The organism is Sporosarcina quadrami (genome assembly GCF_014836615.1).
Lineage (GTDB): Bacteria > Bacillota > Bacilli > Bacillales_A > Planococcaceae > Sporosarcina > Sporosarcina quadrami.
The window spans coordinates 241,542-263,739 of the sequence record NZ_JACSQN010000001.1 but is presented as its reverse complement, the minus strand read 5'-3'; the positions used below and the strand labels follow the sequence as shown (position 1 = coordinate 263,739).

The following is a 22,198-nucleotide window of genomic DNA, read 5'->3' as shown; positions in this document are numbered from 1 at the left end:
TCACAATTAACTCCCCTCAAAATCTCTAACATCCGCCGGAGGCTTAACTTGAATCAGCAGGGCGTTTGAACTCCCTATGATTGAAATATTTTTCTGACATTTATCCCACTACTTATAGAAGTGGGGAACTTCTGCTGAATCAAGTTAAAATTCAGCAAGTTCACGAGCCGCTTTCTCTACTTTGTCAGGATTGACCATGAAGAATTTCTCCATCGTCGGAGCATATGGCATTGCAGGGATATCAGGTCCTGCAAGACGCTTGATCGGTGCATCTAGTTCAAACAGACAATTTTCTGCAATGATTGCCGCTACTTCGCTCATAATACTTCCTTCCAAGTTATCTTCAGTCACTAATAGCACTTTACCTGTTTTTGAAGCCGCTTCAATGATTCCTTCTTTATCGAGTGGATAAACAGTACGTAGATCTAAGATATGTGCTGAAATGCCGTCTTCAGCAAGTCTTTCAGCAGCTTGTAAAGCAAAGTGGACACAAAGTCCGTATGTGATAATTGTAATATCCTCACCATCACGTTTTACATCTGCTTTGCCGATTGGCAGTACATACTCTTCCTCAGGCACTTCACCTTTAATGAGACGGTAAGCACGTTTATGTTCGAAGAATAGAACAGGATCATCATCACGAATAGCAGCTTTCAATAATCCTTTCGCATCATATGGAGTAGATGGAATGACGATTTTCAATCCTGGAGTGCTCGCAAACATTGATTCGACTGATTGTGAATGATAGAGAGCACCGTGTATACCGCCACCGAAAGGAGCACGGATTACGATCGGACAAGACCAGTCATTATTCGAACGATAACGGATTTTTGCAGCTTCAGACACAATTTGGTTGACTGCAGGCATGATGAAATCTGCAAATTGCATTTCAGCAATCGGCCGCATGCCATACATCGCAGCACCGATACCGACACCTGCAATCGCTGATTCAGCAAGAGGTGCGTCAAGTGCACGGTATTCCCCAAACTGATCGTACAAGCCTGTTGTAGCTTTGAAGACTCCACCTTTACGGCCGACGTCCTCTCCGATAACGAAAACATTCTCGTCTCGTTCCATTTCTTCCTTCATTGCAAGTGTAATTGCATCAATATAAGAAATGACAGCCATTACTCGTTGCCCCCTTCCTCTTTATAGACGTGTAAAAGTGCGGACTCCGCTTCTGCATAAGGTGCTTTTTCGGCATAGTCAGTTGCTTCATTGACAATCGCCATTATTCTTTCTTCCATCTCTTTTTCATAAGCGTCGTCTAATACGCCCGCTTCTTTTAAGTATGCCGAAAACTTAGGTAGAGGATCTAGTTTGCGTTCTGCTTCAAGTTCTTCTGCATCTCTATATAATCGTTGGTCATCATCAGAAGAATGGGCTGTTAAACGATAGCAGACCGCTTCTACTAAACTTGGACCTTCTCCGCTTCGAGCTCTGTCAGCTGCTTCTTTAACTACCCGGTACACTTCGAGAGGATCTGTACCGTCTACTGTAACACCAGGCATACCGTAGCCGATTGCACGATCTGATACATTTTCACAAGAAATTTGTTTCTCGTAAGGTACAGAAATTGCATATTTATTGTTTTCTACCATTATTACTGTAGGTAATTTGTGCACACCTGCAAAGTTCATTCCTTCATGGAAGTCCCCTTGGTTAGAAGAACCTTCGCCTAACGTAACGAAAGTGATGAAATCTTCATTTTTCATTTTCGCCGCCAATGCGACACCGACTGCGTGTGGCAATTGAGTAGTGACGGGAGATGAACCCGTTAGAATACGGTTTTTGCGTTGACCGAAGTGACCTGGCATTTGACGGCCACCAGAGTTCGGATCTTCAGCTTTTGCGAATGCAGATAGCATAAGCTCTTTAGGCGTCATTCCAAAATGAAGAACGACTCCCATATCACGATAGTACGGTGCTATCCAGTCTTTATCTTTATTAAGTGCATAGGCAGCCCCTGCTTGAGCAGCTTCTTGTCCCTGACAAGAAATGACGAAAGGAATTTTGCCTGCACGGTTTAATAGCCACATACGTTCGTCGAGTCGACGAGCCATAGTCATCGTTTCATAAATTTCCAACACATCTTCATTAGACAGACCTAATTCTTCATGACGCGTATTTGCCATTTTAGGAATCCCCCTTTTTTTATGCATGTCTGTAAATGGAAAGGTTTTTTTTCTTTCCATTTTGAGCTACTACGAATTACATATGAATTGCTATTCCATCTACAGCAAGTGAAGCTTCGCCCATTACTTCAGACAACGAAGGATGTGGATGGATTGTTGATGCTACTTCCCATGGAGTAGCGTCGAGTACCATGGCTAGACCGGCTTCTGATATGAGATCTGTTACATGCGCACCGATCATATGGACACCTAGCAGGTCATCTGTTTTCTTGTCAGCAATGATTTTAACAAACCCGTCGGAATTACCGTTGACAAGCGCTTTTCCAATTGCTGCGAATGGGAACTTCGCAACTTTCACGTCAAATCCTTGTTCCTTTGCTTGTGTTTCGGTCAAACCGACACTTGCAGCTTCAGGACTGGAATAGATGCACCGAGAAATAGTTGTATAATTCATCGGCTCGGTTTTATTACCTGCAATATGCTCAATTGCGGAAATCCCTTCATGAGATGCTACATGTGCAAGTTGGAGACCACCTATGCAATCCCCGATTGCATAAATATGGCTTTCTTTTGTTTGGAACGTCGGCTTTGTTTGGATATAGCCTTTGTCCAACTGAATTTCCGTGTTTTCAATACCGATACCTTCTGTATTTGCCTGTCTACCAACAGATACGAGCATCTTTTCAGCAGTAAACTCTGTAGTTTGATCTCCAATTTCAGCAGAAATCGTAACTGAATCATCTGATTTGGAAAGTGTTTCAGGTAACACTTTGGCACCTGTGACAAATGTAATTCCTTTTTTCGAAAGGATTTTTTTCATTTCCTTAGAGATATCTTCATCTTCAGTAGGAATGATGTGATCTGCATATTCAATAACAGTCACATCGACACCAAAATCATTAAGCATGGATGCCCATTCGATACCTATTACGCCACCGCCAACGATGAGAATCGATTTCGGAAGTTCCGACATTTTAAGTGCTCCGTCAGACGAAAGGATCTGCTGTTCATCGAGTTCCAGGCCAGGAAGTGTACGAGGGCGTGAACCTGTAGCAATAACGAGGTTTTTCAAGATAAGCATCTCATTTTCCTCGCCGTTGTTCATTTCAACAGAAATCGTTCCAGGCATCGGTGAGAATATAGATGGTCCAAGCATTCTTCCATATCCTTCATACACATCGATCTTGCCTTTTTTCATGAGGGATTTGACACCATTATAAAGTTGTTGGACGACTTCTTCTTTTCTCTCTTGAACTCTCGAGTAATTTAAAGTTGCACCTGTAGTATCCACTCCGTAATGTGCTGCTTCGTTCTTTGTCATCTGGAATACTTCAGCACTTTTCAGCAATGCTTTGCTCGGTATGCATCCTCTATGTAGGCACGTACCACCAAGTGCATCACTTTCTACTAAGGCTGTTTTCAAACCTAACTGTGCTGCGCGGATTGCTGCGACATATCCGCCCGTACCGCCACCTAAAATAACTACATCATATTCCTGTGCCATTTGAATTCACGGCCTCCTATCACTATCCATTCAAGCTGGATAGGTTTTAGCGTTCTCTTCGCCTATGAGGACACGGAGTGCCCCTTCAGCTAAAGCTTGCAACTCATCTTCACCAGGGTAGACGACTACATCAGCAATCCATTTAACTCTGGACGAAATCATTTCAACATAATCTTTTCCGTATGCGAGACCACCTGTTAGGATGATTCCATCTACTTTACCTTCGAGAACTGCGGCTGCACTTCCGATTTCTTTAGCAACTTGATAAGCCATCGCATCATAGATTAGTTCAGCTTCTTTATCACCTTTTTCAATCCGTTTTTCAACGGTGACAGCATCATTTGTGCCAAGATAACCTACAAGACCGCCTTGACCAACAAGTTTCGCCATAATTTCTTTTCGGAAATATGTCCCTGAATAACAAAGCTCTACTAATTCTCCTGAAGGAACGGTTCCTGCGCGTTCGGGACTAAAGGGACCGTCACCATGCAAGCCGTTATTAACATCGATCACTTTGCCGTAACAATGTGTACCTACGGTAATCCCTCCGCCCATGTGTGTTACGATCAACCGCAAGTCCTCATACTGTCTACCAGCTTGCCTGGCAAATCTTCTGGCAACCGCCTTCTGATTCAATGCATGGAAAATCGATTTCCGGCTTATTAAAGAGAATCCCGATACTCTGGCAACTGGTTGCATCTCATCAACTACAACGGGATCGACAATGAATGCTGGAACGTCTATAGACGTCGCAATTTCATTGGCAATAATCCCGCCTAAGTTAGATGCATGCTGTCCTGAATAGCCTTTTCTCAAATCATCAATCATAATTTCATTCACTTTATACGTACCGCCTGATATTGGTCGAAGTAATCCTCCTCTGCCACAAACGGCATTCAGCGTATCTAGTGTAAATCCTTCTTGTTCAAATGATTGAAGAATAGCATCCTTACGAAAATCGTACTGGTCACTGATGGATGGAAATTGTGCAAGCTCCTCGTTTGTATGCCGCAATGTCTTTTCCATAACAAGTTTGTCGTCATCATAGATACCAAACTTTGTCGATGTGGATCCGGGATTTATAACAAGGATTCTATTAATGTTTTCTTGCACTGTAATTCCTCCTATCACAACAATGAAACGGTAAATTTTTACTTCTTCTGCGTTAAGACGCTTTTTTCGTTTTGAAGAAATTGGCTTCGTGATTTCGCAACGCGAGCAATTCGCTCCTCAGCAAGTCTGTCTGCAGCAACATAGGAAGGAATATTGTCACGTTTAGAAATTGCGAAAATCTTCTCGATTGTATCGTAGATTCCAGCAACACGTTTTAATGCGCGTTCACTGTTATACCCTGCAAGTTCATCTGCTACGTTAATGACTCCGCCTGAGTTGATAACATAGTCCGGTGCATATACAATTCCCATTTCATGGATTGTATCTCCGTGTTCAGGATTTTTCAATTGGTTATTTGCAGATCCTGCAATAACTTTTGCTTTCAATTGAGGGATTGTATCATCGTTAATGATTGCGCCTAAAGCACATGGTGCGAAAATATCCGCTTCTTGTGAATAGATTTCATCAGTTCCGACCGCAATTGCACCAAAAGCATCGACCGCACGTTGTACAGCTTCTTTATTAATATCAGTAACGATCAGTTTTGCGCCTTCTTCATGCAAATGTTCGCAAAGCGTATAAGCAACGTTACCGACTCCTTGGACTGCAATTACTTTACCTTCTAATGAATCAGAGCCGAATGCTTCTTTAGCAGCCGCTTTCATCCCTTTATATACGCCAAAAGCCGTTACTGGAGAAGGATTGCCTGATGAACCGAATTCAGCAGACACGCCTGTAACATAATCCGTTTCCAAGTGAATCAGATCCATATCTTCTTCAGTTGTCCCTACGTCTTCAGCTGTAATGTATCTGCCATTCAGACCTTCGATAAAACGGCCGAAAGCACGGAACATTTCATCATTTTTATCTGTTTTTGGATTCCCGATAATAACTGTTTTTCCGCCCCCAAGATTCAATCCAGCAGCAGCATTTTTATAAGTCATCCCTTTTGCAAGGCGAAGTGCATCTTCAATCGCTTCTTCTTCACTTGCATACGTCCACATGCGCGTACCGCCTAAAGCAGGTCCAAGCGTAGTGTCGTGAATTGCGATGATTGCCTTTAAGCCTGAAGTCTTGTCCTGACAGATGACCAGTTGTTCATAATCGTGTGATTCCATATATTTGAATAGTTCCATGATGAAGTTCCTCCTTCGGATTGTCCGATTTTAGTTTTTTGATGTTTGTATTGCAAGTGCTAGAGAATAAAGTTTACTTTCAGCGCTATCCGATCTGGATGTGAGGACAATTGGTGCCTTCGCGCCTTGTATGATACCGCCAACTTTAGCGTTAGCGAAATACATAAGTGATTTATACAGGATATTACCTGATTCAATCGACGGCACCATTAGGATGTCCGCCTTTCCTGCTGTTTCGCTTATAATCCCTTTATGATGCGCAGATTCGATTGAAACTGCATTATCCAGTGCGAGTGGACCATCAACGATACAGTCTTTTATTTGACCCCGTTTGTTCATTACGGTGAGCATCGCAGCATCCGTTGTAGGTGCCATATTAGGATTAACTGTTTCAATCGCTGCAAGAGGTGCAACAATCGGTAACTGAACGCCGCAAGCTTTTGCTGTAGCTACAGCATTACGGATAATTTGTGCTTTTTCGTGCAAATCCGGAGCAATATTCATACCTGCATCTGTGACGAATAACAACCGATTATATCCATTCACTTCAAATGCTGCCACATGAGAAAGCACTTTGCCTGTGCGTAATCCATAGTCTCCATTTAAAACGGATTTCATAATTACTGCCGTAGGCAAGTTACCTTTCATGAGTACATGGGCTTCTCCACTTGAAACAGCACGTACCGATTTTTCTGCCGACTCCAACATGGATTCAGTGTGCCTGATCTGGATTGATGGGTGATTCGCCAATTCAGGGAATCGTCCGTTGATGAGTTCACTGATTTTACCTTCATCGTCAAATAAGATGAATGATGCAATCCCTCTCATCATCGCCATTTCTACAGCTTCCAGCACTTCCTCATCAGCAGCGCAGGCGACTGAGACGATACGGCTTGTGCTGATGACTGCTGCTTGTTCAACTAAAGCGTCTAGTGTAGTCATGTCTTGTCTCCTTTGGTTTAGATGAGTTTGAATTTCTCCAACTTATAATATAACGAACGCAATGATATACCTAGACGACTTGCCGTCAGCGATTTATTACCATCGTGTTCTTCCAAAGCCTTTGCAAGTACTGCTCTTTCATACTCATCCATGACAGAAGCCAGAGTACTCTTTTCTGGAAGAACGTCTGCAACAGCTTTCACCTCGTTTGTATACAGTGAACGTTTAATGTCATCATCATTAATCGTTGCAGAGCCTGATTTCATATAAATCATTGCCCTGCTCAAAACATTTTCCAGTTCGCGAACATTTCCTGGCCACTCGTATTGTTGCAGTCGTAGAAGTGCTTCTGGTGTCAATGTTTCGACATTCATACCAAACTCTTGGTTCAGTTTCACTAATAGATGGTGGACGACTAATGGAATATCAGTCTTTCGTGTACGAAGTGGCGGTATACGTATCGACAATCGATTCAAATCGTAATACAGTTCCATGTTAAACGTGCCGTCATGGATCGCCTTTTCCAAGTTTTTAGATGAGGCAACGATGATTCTCGCACTCTTCCCACTGCCTTCTTCATGATTGCCGACAAAACGTAACTGATTTTGCAAATAAGATAATAATCTTGTTTGCACTCCCATCGTCAAGTCCGTAACTTCATCGAGAAATAGCGTACCTTCACCGACTTCAGCCAATAAACCCGATTTCCCGTCATCTCTTTCGCCAAATAATTCCGTTTCCATCGTAGAAATATCAATTGCACTGCAATTGACGCGAATGAATTTTTTTGACTTCCTTGTACTACCGCTATGAATAGCATTCGCAAACAATTCCTTACCTGTTCCTGGTTCACCACGCAACATGACAGGTATATCGGATTTCGCAGCGATCTTTCCTTGGTCTATTGCAAGACTTATATCACCCGACGTACCTTGAATATCAGAAAATGTATACGTGGACTCGAGTTTGCGGATAATCTGTCTTGCCCAGTCCAATTCTTTCATTAGACTTCGCATTTCAGTGATATCGTGAATGACTCCTATACTGCCTTTCACTTGATGATCGACAATAATTGGAGCGACGTTCACAATGACATCACGGTTGTCTTCACCGATCCGCATATTAACACCACGGACAGGCTTCCCTGTCGTCAATACTTTCATATGAATACTTTCGCCTTCATTAATATCAACAGTAGCAGGTTTCCCGATTACTTCGTCTTCACTCAGTCCAGTTATACGAGTGTACGCAGGATTGACAAGTATGCCATTCCCTTTTTCATCTACAACCGATATTGCATCATCGCTCGAATGGATGATTGCTTCCAGCATTGTTTTCACTGATTTCAAATCCGTAATTTCTTCAGCCAATTTGACAACTTCGGTAACATTCTTAAACACTGCGAACGCACCGAATGTTTCGTTCTTTGTAGAAATTAGCGGATATCTAGAACTAACGATTTCCAATCCGTTCGGAAGTGTAAGAGCATCATTTAATTCCGCTTTACCCGTTTGTAAAACTCTCATCAGTTTACTTTCTGGGATAATGTCTTGTATCGTTCGTCTGAGTGCATAACTATCAGAAACTTCTAACATCATGCAAGCGCTTTCATTGATGAAATTTATTTCACCTTCACGATTAACTCCAATCATGCCTTCGTCGATTGAATTGAATATTAATCGTTGACGTTCTGTTTCATTTTGAATTTTATTGATAAACTGATCATTTTCATTGAGAAGGTCTACTAAAAGATTTGCAACCGATCCTGGTACAAGTAACGTGTGGGCGGGAACTTTTTTTAGAAGTTCTTTAAACACTGTTTCCTCACCGGTTAAATCAAATACGATATCAACTTCATCTGTCAGATAAAAATTCCAATCTGGGCCGTAGGAAATTCCTCTATCTTTAGCGATATGCAATCCTGGCGCTTGTGCATCTTTGTCAACAATCGCCATTACATTCATAAAATCCGAGTTGCGAAGCAAATTCAAGATTTTAGTACCACCGGAACCTGCTCCAATAATGAGAACATTTTGCAAGGATATTCATTCTCCTTTTGCTACCATGCAATCTTTTGCAAATCTATTTATATCATACACGATAGCACTGTTCTTGACAATATTTGTTGAGGAGGTAAAATAAAATTATGTAAGGAGATTGATAATATGGCTAGATTGGCCGCATTTATCGTTCTTTTAATACCGATTGCTATAACGGCTGGCGGGATAAAATTGATGCGTGATTCTTTTTTCGCTTTTCAAGGTGGAGCTTGGTTTCAATTTATTGGCGGACTACTCATGTTCCTAGCTGGTCTAGGTTTTCTAGCTGGTTTCCTTCTGCGACGTGATCGAAGAACTGGAAGAGTGAAAGAACAGTTCAAATAAACCGTTATCGGTATTACGATAAGAACAAGTGAAAAGGGCACCTAGGGAAATTTCCAGGTGCCCTTTTTTTATATATTCTGTTGTTAATTACACATTTAGAATCTCGTCGACAACTTCAAATACACCTTTTGTCGTTTTGTTCAATATGCTAGATTTATTACCAATTTGTATGATAACTCCAGCATTCGCTTCCTGGGTAATCTCAATTTGTGGAGGGATAGCTGTTTTAATTTTATGTAATCCAAGCTGTATTTCATGATCTAGTTCAAACATTCTTTCCCTTGATGCATTTAGAGCATCGCGTAATTTTTCATACGCTTCAGCTTGGCTACCTAGCAATTGTGAATCTGACTTACTATCGATTAGTGAAAGCTGACTTTCTAATGTCGACGATGTCGATTGAAGCTCTTTTAAATCTATTGCCATTTGCTGAATTTCTCGATAAATCATGTCTTTATCGATCCCTTTTGCATGCAAATGAGTTGTGCGTTCATGTGAGTTGCCAGCATAGCCACATTCTATACGATAAAGCGCTTCAACTCTTCCGCCTATTATTTTACCTTTATTCTTATCCACAAACACTTTTTGAGCCACTACTTCTGATCCTAAAATGTAAAGGCCAACATGGAGCTCCCTCGCATGTAGTTTGCAGTTATTTGCATGTTTAATATAAATATCGCCACTCGCCTCAATAACTGAAAGATCGCCGCCAAATACTCCACCTTTTATGTATAAGTCGCCTTCTGCCGAACAAATTTCTTTTGCATTCGTTACGCCTTCGTTTCCTTCTATGGAAATATCACCTGAAGCATTTACAGCATAGCCTGCAAGTACAGTCCCGTACACTGTAACAGCTCCGTCAAAATTAATCGATCCTGTCTCTGGTCCTACATCTCCATTAATTATCAATTGCTTACTCACGCTAACGATGTTACCGTCAATAAACTCTAAAGAACCTCCATATAGTGCACGAAGCACAATTTTCCCTGGTTCTTCTACTTCCACAATGGATTTTCGATCGTACCGTAATATACCATCTGTGCCTCTGAGAGCTTGAATCGGATTTCCGAAAATATCTTTACCGGGCTTTCCTTCTTGAGGAGGAATCTTTTCGCCTAGCCATTCCCCTTTTTTTATATGGGTCACGAAATTCATTTCGTAGTAATCTGCAAGACCATCTTCACGTATAATCGGTTTCTTTTCTGGTTTTTTAATATATGTAATTTGTGCATCCGCACCTTGGCGAGGTTCCAATCCGACAGCGGCTAATGTCAACCTACCCGGAACGATATCGTCTTTGTCAATGTCTAGTCTTCCAAAAAGAATACTATGCGCATCTAGCGCCATTTCAATTTCCTGAATCATTAGGTCTTTGTTTTTTTCAAATTCAGTAACTGTAGTATTTAAAATGAATTCTGCTCTCATATTATTAGTAGAAATGACTATATCAATTAAAGGTGAATACGAACCAATTTTTTGTTCATTTCCAATTTCAGTAAGCGCTTTCCTTAACGCGGGAAAGGAGGTCAATTTCACACGTGGATGTTCTCTCGTTATCATATCGAATGATTTTAATGGATAACCCGTTTTCTTTAAATTCAATAGAACTTCGTTATCTTCTACATACATATCAAAATAATCATTTTGTACTAACATTATTTCCACCTCTATTTTTCTAAAACTCGCCTCTCTTCATTATAATCATATGAAATTCAATTTGATAGACGAAAAATTATAATGTTGGTTAAATTAAAAAAAAGAGGCGATAGGTCATTGAAAATGAATACCGCTTCTTCGTTTAATTAGTCTCAAGGTAATATGATTTTTAAGAGGAATTACAAATCCTCCTTCCAAAGCAGGACTTTATTAACTAGCCATATGTTCTAGACGAATTTTGTCCGCTATCATTGCTATGAACTCTGAATTAGTAGGTTTGCTTTTCAGGTGATGTACTGTGTAGCCAAAAGTCTTCGAAATCACTTCATAATTCCCACGATTCCAGGCAACTTCAATTGCATGGCGGATTGCTCTTTCAACGCGCGACGGAGTAGTTTTAAATTTCTCAGCAATATCAGGATAAAGGATTTTGGTAACTGAACCGAGTAAATCGACGTCTGTGTAAACCATTTGGATTGCTTCCCTCAGAAATGCATAACCTTTTATATGCGCAGGAACGCCAATTTCTTTAATTATTGAAGTGATTGTCGAATCTAATGCACGTTGGGTCATTGCTGTATCTTGTGCAACAGGTTGTTGATTCATAATTGGACGTGCTTGTTTTTGTGTTCCTGCAATTTGATAAATCTGAGTCACTAACCGATCAAATTCAAATGGTTTTAACATGAAGTAGGATGCTCCGAGACTACCTGCCTGTGCCATTACGTCTTCTTGACCAAATGCTGTCAACATAATAATATGCATATTAGCAATTTCCGGATTACCTTTTATTGTGTCCAGCACTGCTATTCCGTCAAGATGAGGCATAATAATATCAAGTAACAACAAATCCGGTTTTTCCTGTTCAAGCATTGACAGACAAACTTTACCGTTATTAGCCGTCCAAATTACTTCCAAGTCCGGATGTTGTTCAAAATAGACAGACATTGTCTTAACAAGTTCTTTATTGTCATCAGCGATTGCAATTTTCATCTTCCCCATATAAATTCCCCCTACTCAATTTTCGTCCATGACTTTTTTGGCTTCTGACTCCATTATTCGCATGAACATCGACTTCTGTAAAGGAAAATTTCGACAAAAACAGTGAAATCCCTTTATTTATGTGAAAAATGAATCTTCTGTATTACGGTTTCCCTAAGATTCGACTAAATTCATCGAAAAAGACCAATCCCAAAATAGGATTGGTCTTTTTCCAGATTTATCAATTTAGACATTTTATTACTTTTCGCCTCCACGCATTGTCTCAAGGAATAGACCTGCACCTTTAGTCGGCTCATCAACAAACATATGCGTTACAGCGCCAACAAATTTACCATCTTGAATGACAGGGCTACCACTCATACCTTGCAAAATTCCTCCTGTTGTTTCAAGCAGCTTAGAGTCCGTAAGAACAAAATGAAATTGATCTTCTTCAATTTGCACGATTCGGATGGAGAATTTTTCGACTTCAGTTCCTTTTACTGTCGTAAAAATCTCCGCGCTTCCTACTTGCAATTCAGTCGCCTGCATAATATCTAATGGTTTCGCTAACACTTTCTTATATGCATCGTTCCACATGCCGAAAATGCCGTAAATTCCATTCTTTTGAATCGTACCTAAATAATCTTCATTCTCAATAATTGTGGAGATTTTATAACCTGGAGTACCTGGCGTGCTTTTCTTAATTTGTTCTATTTCTGAGAGGTAAATTGCACCATTTTTAAATGACGGCGGCGATTTCAACGAACTATCGATAATCTGATGCCCCAAAGCACCATATGTGCCCTTCTTCGGATCCACATACGTTAACGTCCCAGTTCCTTCTGTACGGTCTTTCAGGAATGGAAGGAGACGTTTAATCGCATCCCGATCAGCAAGCAGTTCAATCGCAAGTCCATTACGGTCAATATGCAATACTTTTTGACCGTCTGTTAAAGAGGACACTTTTTTTTCAAAGTCATTCAACGCAACTATCGGCATTTTGTCGATCCGGTTAATGGCGTCACCGGCTTTTAACCAATTACCCTCATTTATGAGGACATCGTTTGTGACAAAAACACCTGCCAGCTCCATTTGAATTCCAATTGAATGTCCCATCGGAATAACCTGCTCGCGCTCTGACGCGTAAATCGCTTCGTGTAAAGGTAAAAAGAACAACAACGCGGCTAACGAAACGGACAACTGCAGTCGTCTACTCCATCCCATGGTTCACCTCCTCGACTGAAAGATACTATTGGTATGTCCTTTCAGACCGAACTTATGAAAGGGTAAATAAAGAAAAAACACGCATACTTGTTGTATGCGCGCTACATAACCTATTCAGGTTTTTTCTTCTTTTAACGGAAAGTTTTTTTCCTTTCAACGGCCATATTTAACAGCTCGTCTGCATGTTGAAGTGTGAGTGAAGTAATTTCTGCGCCTGATAACATTCTGGACAATTCTTTTGTGCGTTCTAAATCACTAATATCTTCAACCGCAGTCGTCGTTCGCTTTCCCTTCACTTCTTTCTTTATTAGAAAATGATGATCAGCCATAGCAGCTACTTGTGGAAGATGAGAAATACACAGAACTTGGGAATTAACTGCAATCATGGCAATTTTATCTGCGATCGCTTGAGCTACGCGTCCACTCACTCCTGTGTCAACTTCATCAAAAATTATTGACGTAACACCTTGATGCTTTGAAAAAATCGTTTTTAATGCAAGCATAATTCTCGATAATTCACCGCCTGAAGCAACACGCACTAAAGGTTTCAATGGTTCTCCAACATTTGTTGATATGAGAAATGATACTTCATCAAACCCATTAACATCAAACATCGTTGCGGATTTCCGAATAATTTGTGCTTTAAAAGTAGACTTTTCCATATGTAATTCTTTCAACTGAGTCATTATAGCTTTCTCTAAGCGAATCGCAGCTTCATGTCTAATAATTGATAATTCATTCGCTTCCACATCAAGATCTTTCATAAGCTGATCTAATTTCTCCTGCTCACGTTCGACACGTTCATCACGATTAAGCAATTGATCTAGATCATCCGCAATTTTGTCACGGTATAGTAAAATGTCTTCAATCGATGCCCCGTATTTACGTTTCAAAGAAATAATTAATGCAAGACGATCTTCAACGATAGAAAGTCGAGACGGATCAAATTCCATTCTGTCAATAACACTTTTTAAGTCATGCGCAGTGTCTTGCAAAGAATAGAAGCTTGAAGATACAACTTCTGAATGGGAAAGTAAATCCTTATCAATAGAAGCTGCCTCTTCAAGATCACTCATCGCCGACCCTACCCAATCAAGCGCGTGACCATCTCCACTAATCGATTCGTACGCTGTATTTAGACGTTCAAACAACCGGTTAAAGTGTTGTAACTTAAGCTTTTCTTCTTCCAACGATTCTTCTTCCCCAACACTAAGTTCAGCAGCATTAATTTCTATTAGTTGGAAAGAATACAGATCAATCCGTTGAGCTACTTGTTGCTCATTTTGAGAAGATGCCTCAAGTTTACGTTTAAGTTTACCGTACTGCTCAAATATGTCTAAGTAATTCTCATGTGCTACTGCCAATTTTCGTCCAGCAAACTGATCCAACAGCCGAATATGCCTTCTTTCGTGCATAAGTTCTTGATTGTCATGTTGACCGTGTATATCAATGAGTTGAGAGCCAATTTCGCGTAATGTCGCAATCGTAACAAGCTTTCCATTTACTCTGCATGTTGTCTTTCCCGATGCATTTATATCACGACGCAAAATGATAATGCCATCTTCAGCTTCAATCCCAAATTCCGCTAACTTATTGAAAACGGGATGCTGTCCATCTTCTATTGTAAACATCCCTTCAAGTTCAGCCTTTGTTGCTCCATGGCGGATAAATTCCTGAGAACCTCTACTGCCTGCGAGCAATTGAACAGCATCGATAATTATCGACTTACCTGCCCCTGTTTCACCCGTAAGCACAGTAAGCCCATCATCAAAACCAACTTCAAGATGCTCGATAATGGCAAAATTATGAATGGAAATTTCGCTTAACATACAATCTTGCACCTCCTTCATCGAACACCCAGTTTAGATTAACGCCAATAATCTGGACTTCACTTCAACTGTTTTTTCTTCATCTCTGCAAATAATCATACACGTGTCATCTCCACAAATTGTACCAAGCATCTCGTCCCAGCCAAGATTATCTACAAGGGAACCGACAGCATGGGCATTACCCGGTAAAGTTTTAAGGATGATGAAATGACTTGCACTATCGACTCCTACAAAAGCATCTGTCAATATTCTGCTAAGCTTCTCTTCTGTGTTGAATTTATGGACAGTCGGTAAACTATATTTGTATCGACCATCTGCCAATGGGACCTTAATGAGATGCAATTCTTTAATATCGCGCGAGACAGTTGCTTGTGTCACATCAACACCAGCACTCTTAAGTTTATCTACAAGATGGTCTTGAGTTTCAATTTCCCCATTCATAATGATGTCCCGGATTCGTAAATGTCGTTGTCCCTTATTCAATATAATCACTCCAATGCATAGTTATCACATTTCTTCCCATTCCTCAAATTACGTCAAATTAGCATGCGCTTCATTAATAAGAATTGCATATGCCGATTCATCAAATGTATTGATTGGAGTATTTTCAGATTTCAAATGGAAAAGAAACTCAATGTTTCCTTCCCCACCTGTCACGGGAGAAAAAGCGATTGCTTTCAATGAAAACCCTTCATTCACAGCCATATCTGCTACTTTTTTCAGAACTTCCATGTGAACTGCCTTATCTCTTATTACCCCTTTTTTACCCACTTTTTCCTTACCCGCTTCAAACTGCGGTTTAACTAAAGCGACTACGTCACCATTCGGTTCCAATATCTGTTTTAAAGGGGGCAAAATTAGTTTTAAAGAAATGAAGGATACGTCAATTGTCGAAACATGCGGCAATCCTTCTTTAAACATGCTTCTTGTCGCGTTACGGAAATTAGTCTTTTCCATAACAGTTACACGTTCATCGCTTCGTATTTTCCAAGCAAGCTGATTTGTGCCGACATCGAGCGCATAACAATGTTGAGCTCCGTTTTGTAAAGCGCAATCCGTAAACCCTCCAGTTGAAGATCCGATGTCAAGTATAGTCTTGCCTTCTACGGAAAGATCAAATTGCTCAAGCGCTTTTTCCAATTTCAAACCACCGCGACTAACATATTTTAGTGCAGAACCTTTAACTAGTAGCGGAGCATCGATTTTAATCTTTTCCCCAGGTTTATCCATTCTCGTTTCAGCAGAAAAAACAATGCCTGCCATAATTGATCGTTTAGCCTGCTCTCTCGTCTCTACAAGGCCTCTTTGAACGAGCAGAACATCGACACGTTCTTTTGATTGTCCGTTTGTCATACGTTCTCCTTTTTGACAGCAGGCTTATTGACTATAGATTCTTCCATCACTTTCACAACTTGTTCAGTCGTCAGATGAATTTCTTCCAACAGTTTGTCAACGCTTCCATGCTCAATGAACTCATCGGGAATACCAATTCGTTTAATTGTTATATCCGAAATGGATTTTTCCTCTGCGTATTCAAGCACACCACTACCAAAGCCACCTGCAAGAACAGCCTCTTCCAGCGTCACTATCGGTTTACCTGAAAGGAATAGCAAATCTAACATATCCGTATCAAGCGGCTTAATGAATCGTGCATTGATGACTTTTATATCAATACCTTTTCCAGTAAGGATTTCAGCTGCTTCAAGCGCCATAGGGATTGTAGTACCGAACGTCAAAATCGTGCCGTCTGTACCTTCTCTCAGTACTTCCCATGTGCCGATCGGTATTGTATGCAATTCTTCATCCATTTCGACACCAAGTCCATTTCCTCTCGGATACCGCATAGCAATAGGACCGTCATTGTATTCAATAGCTGTCTTGACCATATGCTGCCCTTCATTTTCATCTTTTGGCATCATGATTACGAGGTTTGGTAAATGTCTCAAAAATGCAATGTCAAAGACCCCTTGATGTGTTTCACCATCTGCACCGACTAGACCTGCACGGTCAATCCCGATGAACACATTCAATTTCTGTCTCGTTATATCGTGCAACATTTGATCGTATGCCCGTTGAAGGAATGTGGAATAAATGGCAAGGAAGGGCTTCATACCTTGCGTCGCCAATCCTCCTGCCATCGTTACTGCATGTTGCTCAGCGATACCGACATCAAAAAAGCGTTCTGGAAACTCTGTCGCAAATGATTCCAACTTTGAACCAACTGGCATTGCAGGAGTAATCGCTGCAATTCTTTTATCTTCACGTGCAAGCTTTCTCACAGTTTCAGCAACTAAACCACTCCAAGAAGGAGCTGTAGTTGTAGACTTTACGAAATCTCCTGTTTCAATTTTATATGGTCCAGTTCCGTGCCATGTCCCGATTTTATCGTCTTCTGCAGGTCTATACCCTTTTCCTTTTTTCGTAATGACATGCAATAATACAGGACCTTCCATCTTCTTCGCATAGAGAAGATTTCGTTCCAAATCATTGAAATCATGTCCGTCAATTGGTCCTAGATAGGTGAATCCAAGTTCCTCGAAAAACACTCCTGAAACGAGTAGGTATTTCAAACTGTCTTTTACGCGTTCTGCAGCTGCCGCAACTTTACCTCCGACAGCCGGTATTTTCTTAAGAATATATTCGAGTTCGTCTTTAGCACTATTATATTTTCCGGCTGTTCTTAATTTCCCGAGAATCTGATGGAGTGCACCAACGTTAGGCGCGATTGACATTTCGTTATCATTCAGAATGACGATCATATTCGTCTTTTGATGGCCGATATGATTAAGAGCTTCCAAAGCCATTCCACCGGTTAACGCTCCGTCACCGATGACAGGCAATACATAATTCGAGCCCCCTTGCATGTCTCTAGCTAGAGCCATTCCCATTGCAGCAGAGAGTGACGTGGAGCTATGACCTGTTTCCCACACATCATGTTCACTTTCGGCCATTTTCGGGAAACCACTTAATCCTTTATATTGACGTAATGTATTAAATTGGCCAGCTCTTCCTGTAAGAATTTTATGCACGTACGCCTGATGTCCGACGTCCCAAATGAATTTATCCTCTGGGCTATCAAATAATTTATGCATCATTATTGTCAATTCTACAACTCCAAGGTTTGGTCCAATATGCCCACCTGTCGTCGATAGATTTTCAATAAGAAACTTTCGAATATCCGCTGCCAATTCCGTCATTTGTTCTTTCGTCAGGCTTTTGATGAAAGACGGATTGGTAATCTGAGTGAGATCCAACACTATCACACACCTTCATTAATTAATAAGCACGTTTGGTTCAGTATTGTTTTCATTATAACAAGTTGGTCCTTCAATAGGAACTATGGACGCATGTTGCGTTAACTCATCGACACGGGATTTACAACTATCATATATCCCTTTGGACGATATAATCCGCAAAAAGTTCTAACAAGGAGCCTTCCTTGTCCAGAAATGACAAACTTTCCAAAGCGTTTTCATGATATTTCTGAAGTTGTTGCTTGGCTCCATCAAGCCCCAATAGTGAGGGATATGTTGACTTCTGACTAGCTGTGTCACTGTTTACTGGTTTTCCAAGTAGTTCCGTCGTGGAGGTAATATCCAAAATGTCATCTTTAATTTGAAAAGCAAGTCCGATATTTTTCGAGTACTCGCGAAGTTGACAAGTTTCTAATTCAGTCGCATTCGCTAAAACAGCACCGGCTTCAATGCAGAAGGATAGCAATGCCCCAGTTTTATGCAAATGTACTTCTTCCAATTGTTCTAATGTCAATGAAACTTTTTCACCTTCCATATCGAGTATCTGTCCGCCAACCATGCCTTTTGCGCCTGAAGCACTCGCCAATAGCCCAACTAAGCGAATCGCCTTAGAAGAATCAACTTCTTCTAGAGAAGCCAAAATGGTGAAAGCAAGCGTTTGAAGTGCATCACCTGCTAGGACGGCTGTCGCTTCTCCGAACACTTTATGGTTTGTCAGTTTACCTCTTCTATAATCATCATCATCCATGCATGGCAAGTCATCATGAATGAGTGAATACGTATGGATAAGTTCAACTGCACAGGCAACTTTCAATGCATCTTTTGACGTCTTCATGAAATCTTCTAAAACAGCTAATACAAGTAGAGGACGAATCCGTTTACCTCCTGCGTTAACGGAATAGATCATAGACTCTTTTAATTGTGGAGTCGGATTTTCCTTTTGAATAAGCTTATGCATTTCTGCATCTATTTTCGGGACGTTTTCTGAGATGAACGATTGTAAACGATTATTCATTGGCTTCAGTACCTTTTGATGGATCGAATGAAGTCGATTCACCGTCCTTATCGATAATTGTTATAAGTTGTTTTTCAGCATCCTGCAATTTCCCATGACAGTAGGCTGACAATTCCATTCCTTCTTTATATAAATTAATAGCTTCTTCAAGTGGCACATCGCCTGATTCTAATTTTTGAACGACACCTTCCAATTTAGTCATCGCTTCTTCAAAATGGAGTTTTTCGTTACTCATTTTTCATCCTCCTTAACATCTGCCTTGATGGCTGTAATTACAGAATCCACTAAACCGTCTTGTAGCTTGATTTGAACTCCTTCTCCTATATGTAAATCTGTAACGGAATTTGCGACAGAGCCGTCCTTATAGACAATAGAAAAGCCACGATCCATTATATCCATTGGATTGACTGCTTTCATCATTCTTACAAACGTATTAAAGCGTTCGTTTTTGTTACGTAGTTCTTGGTGGATTGCTCTTGTTAGTCTTTCAGTTAATAAAGAATTATTACGGATACCTTCTCTAATTTTATGATTAGGAGAATAAAACAGAAGCATTCGCTCCAACCGAGCATGGTCAGCTAATCTGGCACTCGTCAGTTCACTTCTCATCCTTACGAGTCGATTATCAAGACCGCTCAACCTTTCTGTGAAAGGACGATATAATCTCTCAGGGAATTGTAAAGGATATGATTGTTTATAATGTGTCAATCGCTTTCGTTCATGCTTAATCTGATTAGAGAAAGCTGTATATATAGAACGTTTTCTATCGAGAATGCGTTCAAATAGCTCTTCTCTTGACGGGACAGCAAGTTCTGCAGCTGCGGTCGGTGTAGGTGCTCTCATGTCGGCTACTAAATCTGCAATCGTTGTATCTGTTTCGTGGCCAACAGCGCTTATGGTAGGAATCCTACAGGAGAAAATGGCCCGAGCTACTTGTTCCTCGTTAAAGGCCCATAAATCTTCGATGGACCCTCCGCCTCGACCGATAATAAGTACGTCAATCGAACCATGTTCTAAAGCCTGCCTAATCGATTGAACAATGGAAGGGGCTGCTTGAGGCCCTTGAACGATTGCAGGAAAAAGAACGATAGATGCCAATGGATAGCGCCGTTGTATTGTCGAGCATATATCACGTAACGCCGCACCTGATTGAGCAGTAATGACACCAATAGTTCTTGGCAACAAAGGTAAGGACTGCTTCCATTTCATATCAAAAAGGCCTTCTTTTGCTAATTCCGTCTTTAACTGTTCGTATGCCAGATACAACGAACCTACACCATCTGGTTGCATCGATTGAACATATAATTGATATTGGCCGCTCGCCTCATACACACTCACATCACCCGTAATTAATACATTCATTCCCTCTTCAGGTTTAAACTTCAAATTACTTGCTGCTGTTCGAAACATGGCAGATTGAATTCGGCTTTTATCGTCTTTTAACGTGAAGTATATATGACCACTTGGATGGATTTTGACATTCGAAAGTTCTCCCTTTACAAAGACATTTCGTAAATAGGGATCAGCGTCAAATTTTCGTTTTATGTATTTCGTTAATGAGTTTACAGATAAGTAATTATTGCCAATCAAAACGAGCACCTCCAAAATCCGTACGTATAGAAACGCTGCCTTTCGTGTGAAAAACAGCGTCTGCAAATCATATATCAGTTACTCTTGAAGTAAACTACATTTCCCTTCACGTTGTGCAATTTCAGCACTCAACAATGTGTTCTTTAAAAGCATCGTAATTGTCATCGGACCAACGCCGCCTGGAACAGGTGTAATAGCAGAAGCAACTTCCTTGACGCTATCGTAGTCCACATCACCACAAAGTTTACCGTTCTCGTCACGATTCATGCCGACATCAATGACAACCGCTCCTTCTTTCACATATTCGTCCGTAACGAATTTCGCTTTACCAATTGCAGCAATTAAAATATCCGCCTGCTTCGCAAATGATGCGAGGTTCTTCGTTTTCGAATGACAATAGGTAACCGTCGCATCTTTTTGCAATAGGAGTTGTCCCATAGGTTTACCGACAATATTGCTTCTGCCGATGACTACAGCATGCTTCCCTGCAATGTCAATACCGCTCCGTTCTAACATTTCCATAATACCATGTGGTGTACATGGCAAGAATGTCTCTTGTCCAATTATCATTTTCCCGACGTTTTGTGGATGAAATCCATCTACATCTTTATCAGGTGAAATGGACTTTATGACAAGATCTTCATCAATATGAGATGGTAAAGGAAGCTGAACGAGAATTCCATGTATTGAAACATCATTGTTCAGTTTTTCAACATGTTCCAACAGTTCTTTTTGTGAGATTGTTTCAGGCAGTTTAATCTGCTCGGATTTCATCCCTGCTTGGATGCTTGATTTTTCTTTATTTTTCACATATGTCTGCGATGCAGGATCTTCTCCTACAAGAATTACAGCGAGTCCAGGTTTACATCCTGAATCAATCAATTTGTCTACGCCGACTTTTATCTCATCTCTGATTTCCTTGCCGATTTCAACACCACTGATCACTTTTGCAGTCATCCTATTCCCCTCCACAAGACAATTATTTTTCTTCTTCGAATTTGGATAGGACACCATTTACAAAGCGTCCTGATTTTTCATCTCCGAAATGTTTGCATAACTCGATAGCTTCGTTCAATATGACTCTGTGTGGAACTTCTTCTTGATAAAGCAACTCGTAAACTGCAAGTCGAAGAACCGTTCGTTCAATTTTCGGTAGCCTGTCAAGGGACCAGTTCTCGAGCTTACCTACAAGTACTTTATCGATTTCCTCGCGATTTTCAAAAGTTCCTTTAACAAGTGACTCATAAAATGGATTGATTGGTCCATCCATAATATACGTGATGGCTTCCGCTAGTGTCATTTCTGAGTTATCCAATTGAAAAAGGGTTTGCACCGCTTTTTCACGCGCTTCTCTTCGTTTCATTAATTTGTCTCCTCCACTACTGAATCTCTTGGGGTATATCATAGCATATTCACCTAGGGAATATATAGCAGA

The 22,198-nt window shown here is 40.7% G+C and carries 20 protein-coding genes; 1 reads left to right on the top strand and 19 read right to left on the bottom strand.

Annotation, left to right across the window (positions count from 1 at the left end; genetic code table 11):
- Positions 1–144: 144 nt before the first annotated feature.
- The 7 genes from H9649_RS01350 to H9649_RS01320 all read right to left on the bottom strand — a co-directional run bounded on the left by H9649_RS01350 (position 145) and on the right by H9649_RS01320 (position 8,869).
- A complete protein-coding gene (locus H9649_RS01350) occupies positions 145–1,128 on the bottom strand; it encodes an alpha-ketoacid dehydrogenase subunit beta (RefSeq protein WP_191692846.1) in 984 nt (327 codons plus the stop codon).
- On the bottom strand, positions 1,128–2,135 hold the full coding sequence (locus tag H9649_RS01345; protein ID WP_191692845.1) for a thiamine pyrophosphate-dependent dehydrogenase E1 component subunit alpha: 1,008 nt from the start codon (positions 2,133–2,135) through the stop codon (positions 1,128–1,130). Before H9649_RS01345 ends, H9649_RS01350 begins: the two co-directional genes overlap by 1 nt.
- 76 nt (positions 2,136–2,211) lie before the next feature.
- Entirely contained in the window at positions 2,212–3,639 is a 1,428-nt protein-coding gene (lpdA, locus tag H9649_RS01340) for a dihydrolipoyl dehydrogenase (protein WP_191692844.1), read from the bottom strand.
- A 30-nt stretch (positions 3,640–3,669) separates the two neighbouring features.
- Positions 3,670–4,752: a butyrate kinase gene (gene buk, locus H9649_RS01335; RefSeq protein ID WP_191692843.1), complete on the bottom strand. Its 1,083-nt coding sequence runs from the start codon at positions 4,750–4,752 to the stop codon at positions 3,670–3,672.
- Positions 4,753–4,790: 38 nt separating this feature from the next.
- Positions 4,791–5,888: a branched-chain amino acid dehydrogenase gene (gene bcd, locus H9649_RS01330; protein WP_191692842.1), complete on the bottom strand. Its 1,098-nt coding sequence runs from the start codon at positions 5,886–5,888 to the stop codon at positions 4,791–4,793.
- Between the two features lie 30 nt (positions 5,889–5,918).
- The gene (yqiS, locus tag H9649_RS01325) at positions 5,919–6,830 is read right to left on the bottom strand and encodes a phosphate butyryltransferase (protein WP_191692841.1); all 912 of its coding nucleotides are present in this window, start codon (positions 6,828–6,830) and stop codon (positions 5,919–5,921) included.
- A gap of 17 nt (positions 6,831–6,847) precedes the next feature.
- Positions 6,848–8,869 (bottom strand): sigma 54-interacting transcriptional regulator, encoded by a 2,022-nt coding sequence (locus tag H9649_RS01320; RefSeq protein ID WP_191692840.1) that lies wholly within the window; start codon positions 8,867–8,869, stop codon positions 6,848–6,850.
- A gap of 126 nt (positions 8,870–8,995) precedes the next feature.
- Between H9649_RS01320 and H9649_RS01315 the strand changes: the two genes are divergently transcribed.
- Complete coding sequence (locus H9649_RS01315; RefSeq protein WP_191692839.1) at positions 8,996–9,214, top strand: DUF2627 family protein; 219 nt, start codon at positions 8,996–8,998, stop codon at positions 9,212–9,214.
- An 87-nt stretch (positions 9,215–9,301) separates the two neighbouring features.
- Here H9649_RS01315 and H9649_RS01310 read toward each other — a convergent pair whose 3' ends face one another.
- The 12 genes from H9649_RS01310 to nusB all read right to left on the bottom strand — a co-directional run bounded on the left by H9649_RS01310 (position 9,302) and on the right by nusB (position 22,126).
- Complete coding sequence (locus tag H9649_RS01310; RefSeq protein WP_191692838.1) at positions 9,302–10,870, bottom strand: DUF342 domain-containing protein; 1,569 nt, start codon at positions 10,868–10,870, stop codon at positions 9,302–9,304.
- 210 nt (positions 10,871–11,080) lie between these two features.
- Positions 11,081–11,872, bottom strand: coding sequence for a sporulation transcription factor Spo0A (gene spo0A, locus H9649_RS01305; protein WP_191692837.1), 792 nt, complete (start codon positions 11,870–11,872; stop codon positions 11,081–11,083).
- A 237-nt stretch (positions 11,873–12,109) separates the two neighbouring features.
- A complete protein-coding gene (locus H9649_RS01300) occupies positions 12,110–13,075 on the bottom strand; it encodes a SpoIVB peptidase S55 domain-containing protein (RefSeq protein ID WP_191692836.1) in 966 nt (321 codons plus the stop codon).
- Between the two features lie 131 nt (positions 13,076–13,206).
- Entirely contained in the window at positions 13,207–14,904 is a 1,698-nt protein-coding gene (recN, locus tag H9649_RS01295) for a DNA repair protein RecN (protein ID WP_191692835.1), read from the bottom strand.
- A gap of 33 nt (positions 14,905–14,937) precedes the next feature.
- The gene (ahrC, locus tag H9649_RS01290) at positions 14,938–15,387 is read right to left on the bottom strand and encodes a transcriptional regulator AhrC/ArgR (RefSeq protein WP_191692834.1); all 450 of its coding nucleotides are present in this window, start codon (positions 15,385–15,387) and stop codon (positions 14,938–14,940) included.
- Positions 15,388–15,435: 48 nt separating this feature from the next.
- Positions 15,436–16,257: a TlyA family RNA methyltransferase gene (locus H9649_RS01285; protein ID WP_191692833.1), complete on the bottom strand. Its 822-nt coding sequence runs from the start codon at positions 16,255–16,257 to the stop codon at positions 15,436–15,438.
- Positions 16,254–18,158 carry a 1-deoxy-D-xylulose-5-phosphate synthase gene (gene dxs, locus H9649_RS01280; RefSeq protein WP_191692974.1) on the bottom strand — a complete coding sequence of 635 codons (1,905 nt, stop codon included), beginning with the start codon at positions 18,156–18,158 and terminating at the stop codon, positions 16,254–16,256. Before dxs ends, H9649_RS01285 begins: the two co-directional genes overlap by 4 nt.
- A gap of 130 nt (positions 18,159–18,288) precedes the next feature.
- The gene (locus H9649_RS01275) at positions 18,289–19,173 is read right to left on the bottom strand and encodes a polyprenyl synthetase family protein (protein WP_191692832.1); all 885 of its coding nucleotides are present in this window, start codon (positions 19,171–19,173) and stop codon (positions 18,289–18,291) included.
- Positions 19,166–19,408, bottom strand: a complete 243-nt coding sequence (locus H9649_RS01270) for an exodeoxyribonuclease VII small subunit (protein WP_191692831.1) — start codon at positions 19,406–19,408, stop codon at positions 19,166–19,168. The genes H9649_RS01275 and H9649_RS01270 overlap by 8 nt, the downstream gene beginning before the upstream one ends.
- On the bottom strand, positions 19,405–20,763 hold the full coding sequence (gene xseA / locus H9649_RS01265; RefSeq protein ID WP_191692830.1) for an exodeoxyribonuclease VII large subunit: 1,359 nt from the start codon (positions 20,761–20,763) through the stop codon (positions 19,405–19,407). Before xseA ends, H9649_RS01270 begins: the two co-directional genes overlap by 4 nt.
- A gap of 78 nt (positions 20,764–20,841) precedes the next feature.
- Positions 20,842–21,720: a bifunctional methylenetetrahydrofolate dehydrogenase/methenyltetrahydrofolate cyclohydrolase FolD gene (gene folD, locus H9649_RS01260; RefSeq protein ID WP_191692829.1), complete on the bottom strand. Its 879-nt coding sequence runs from the start codon at positions 21,718–21,720 to the stop codon at positions 20,842–20,844.
- A 22-nt stretch (positions 21,721–21,742) separates the two neighbouring features.
- Positions 21,743–22,126: a transcription antitermination factor NusB gene (gene nusB, locus H9649_RS01255; RefSeq protein WP_191692828.1), complete on the bottom strand. Its 384-nt coding sequence runs from the start codon at positions 22,124–22,126 to the stop codon at positions 21,743–21,745.
- Between the last annotated feature and the right edge of the window lie 72 nt (positions 22,127–22,198).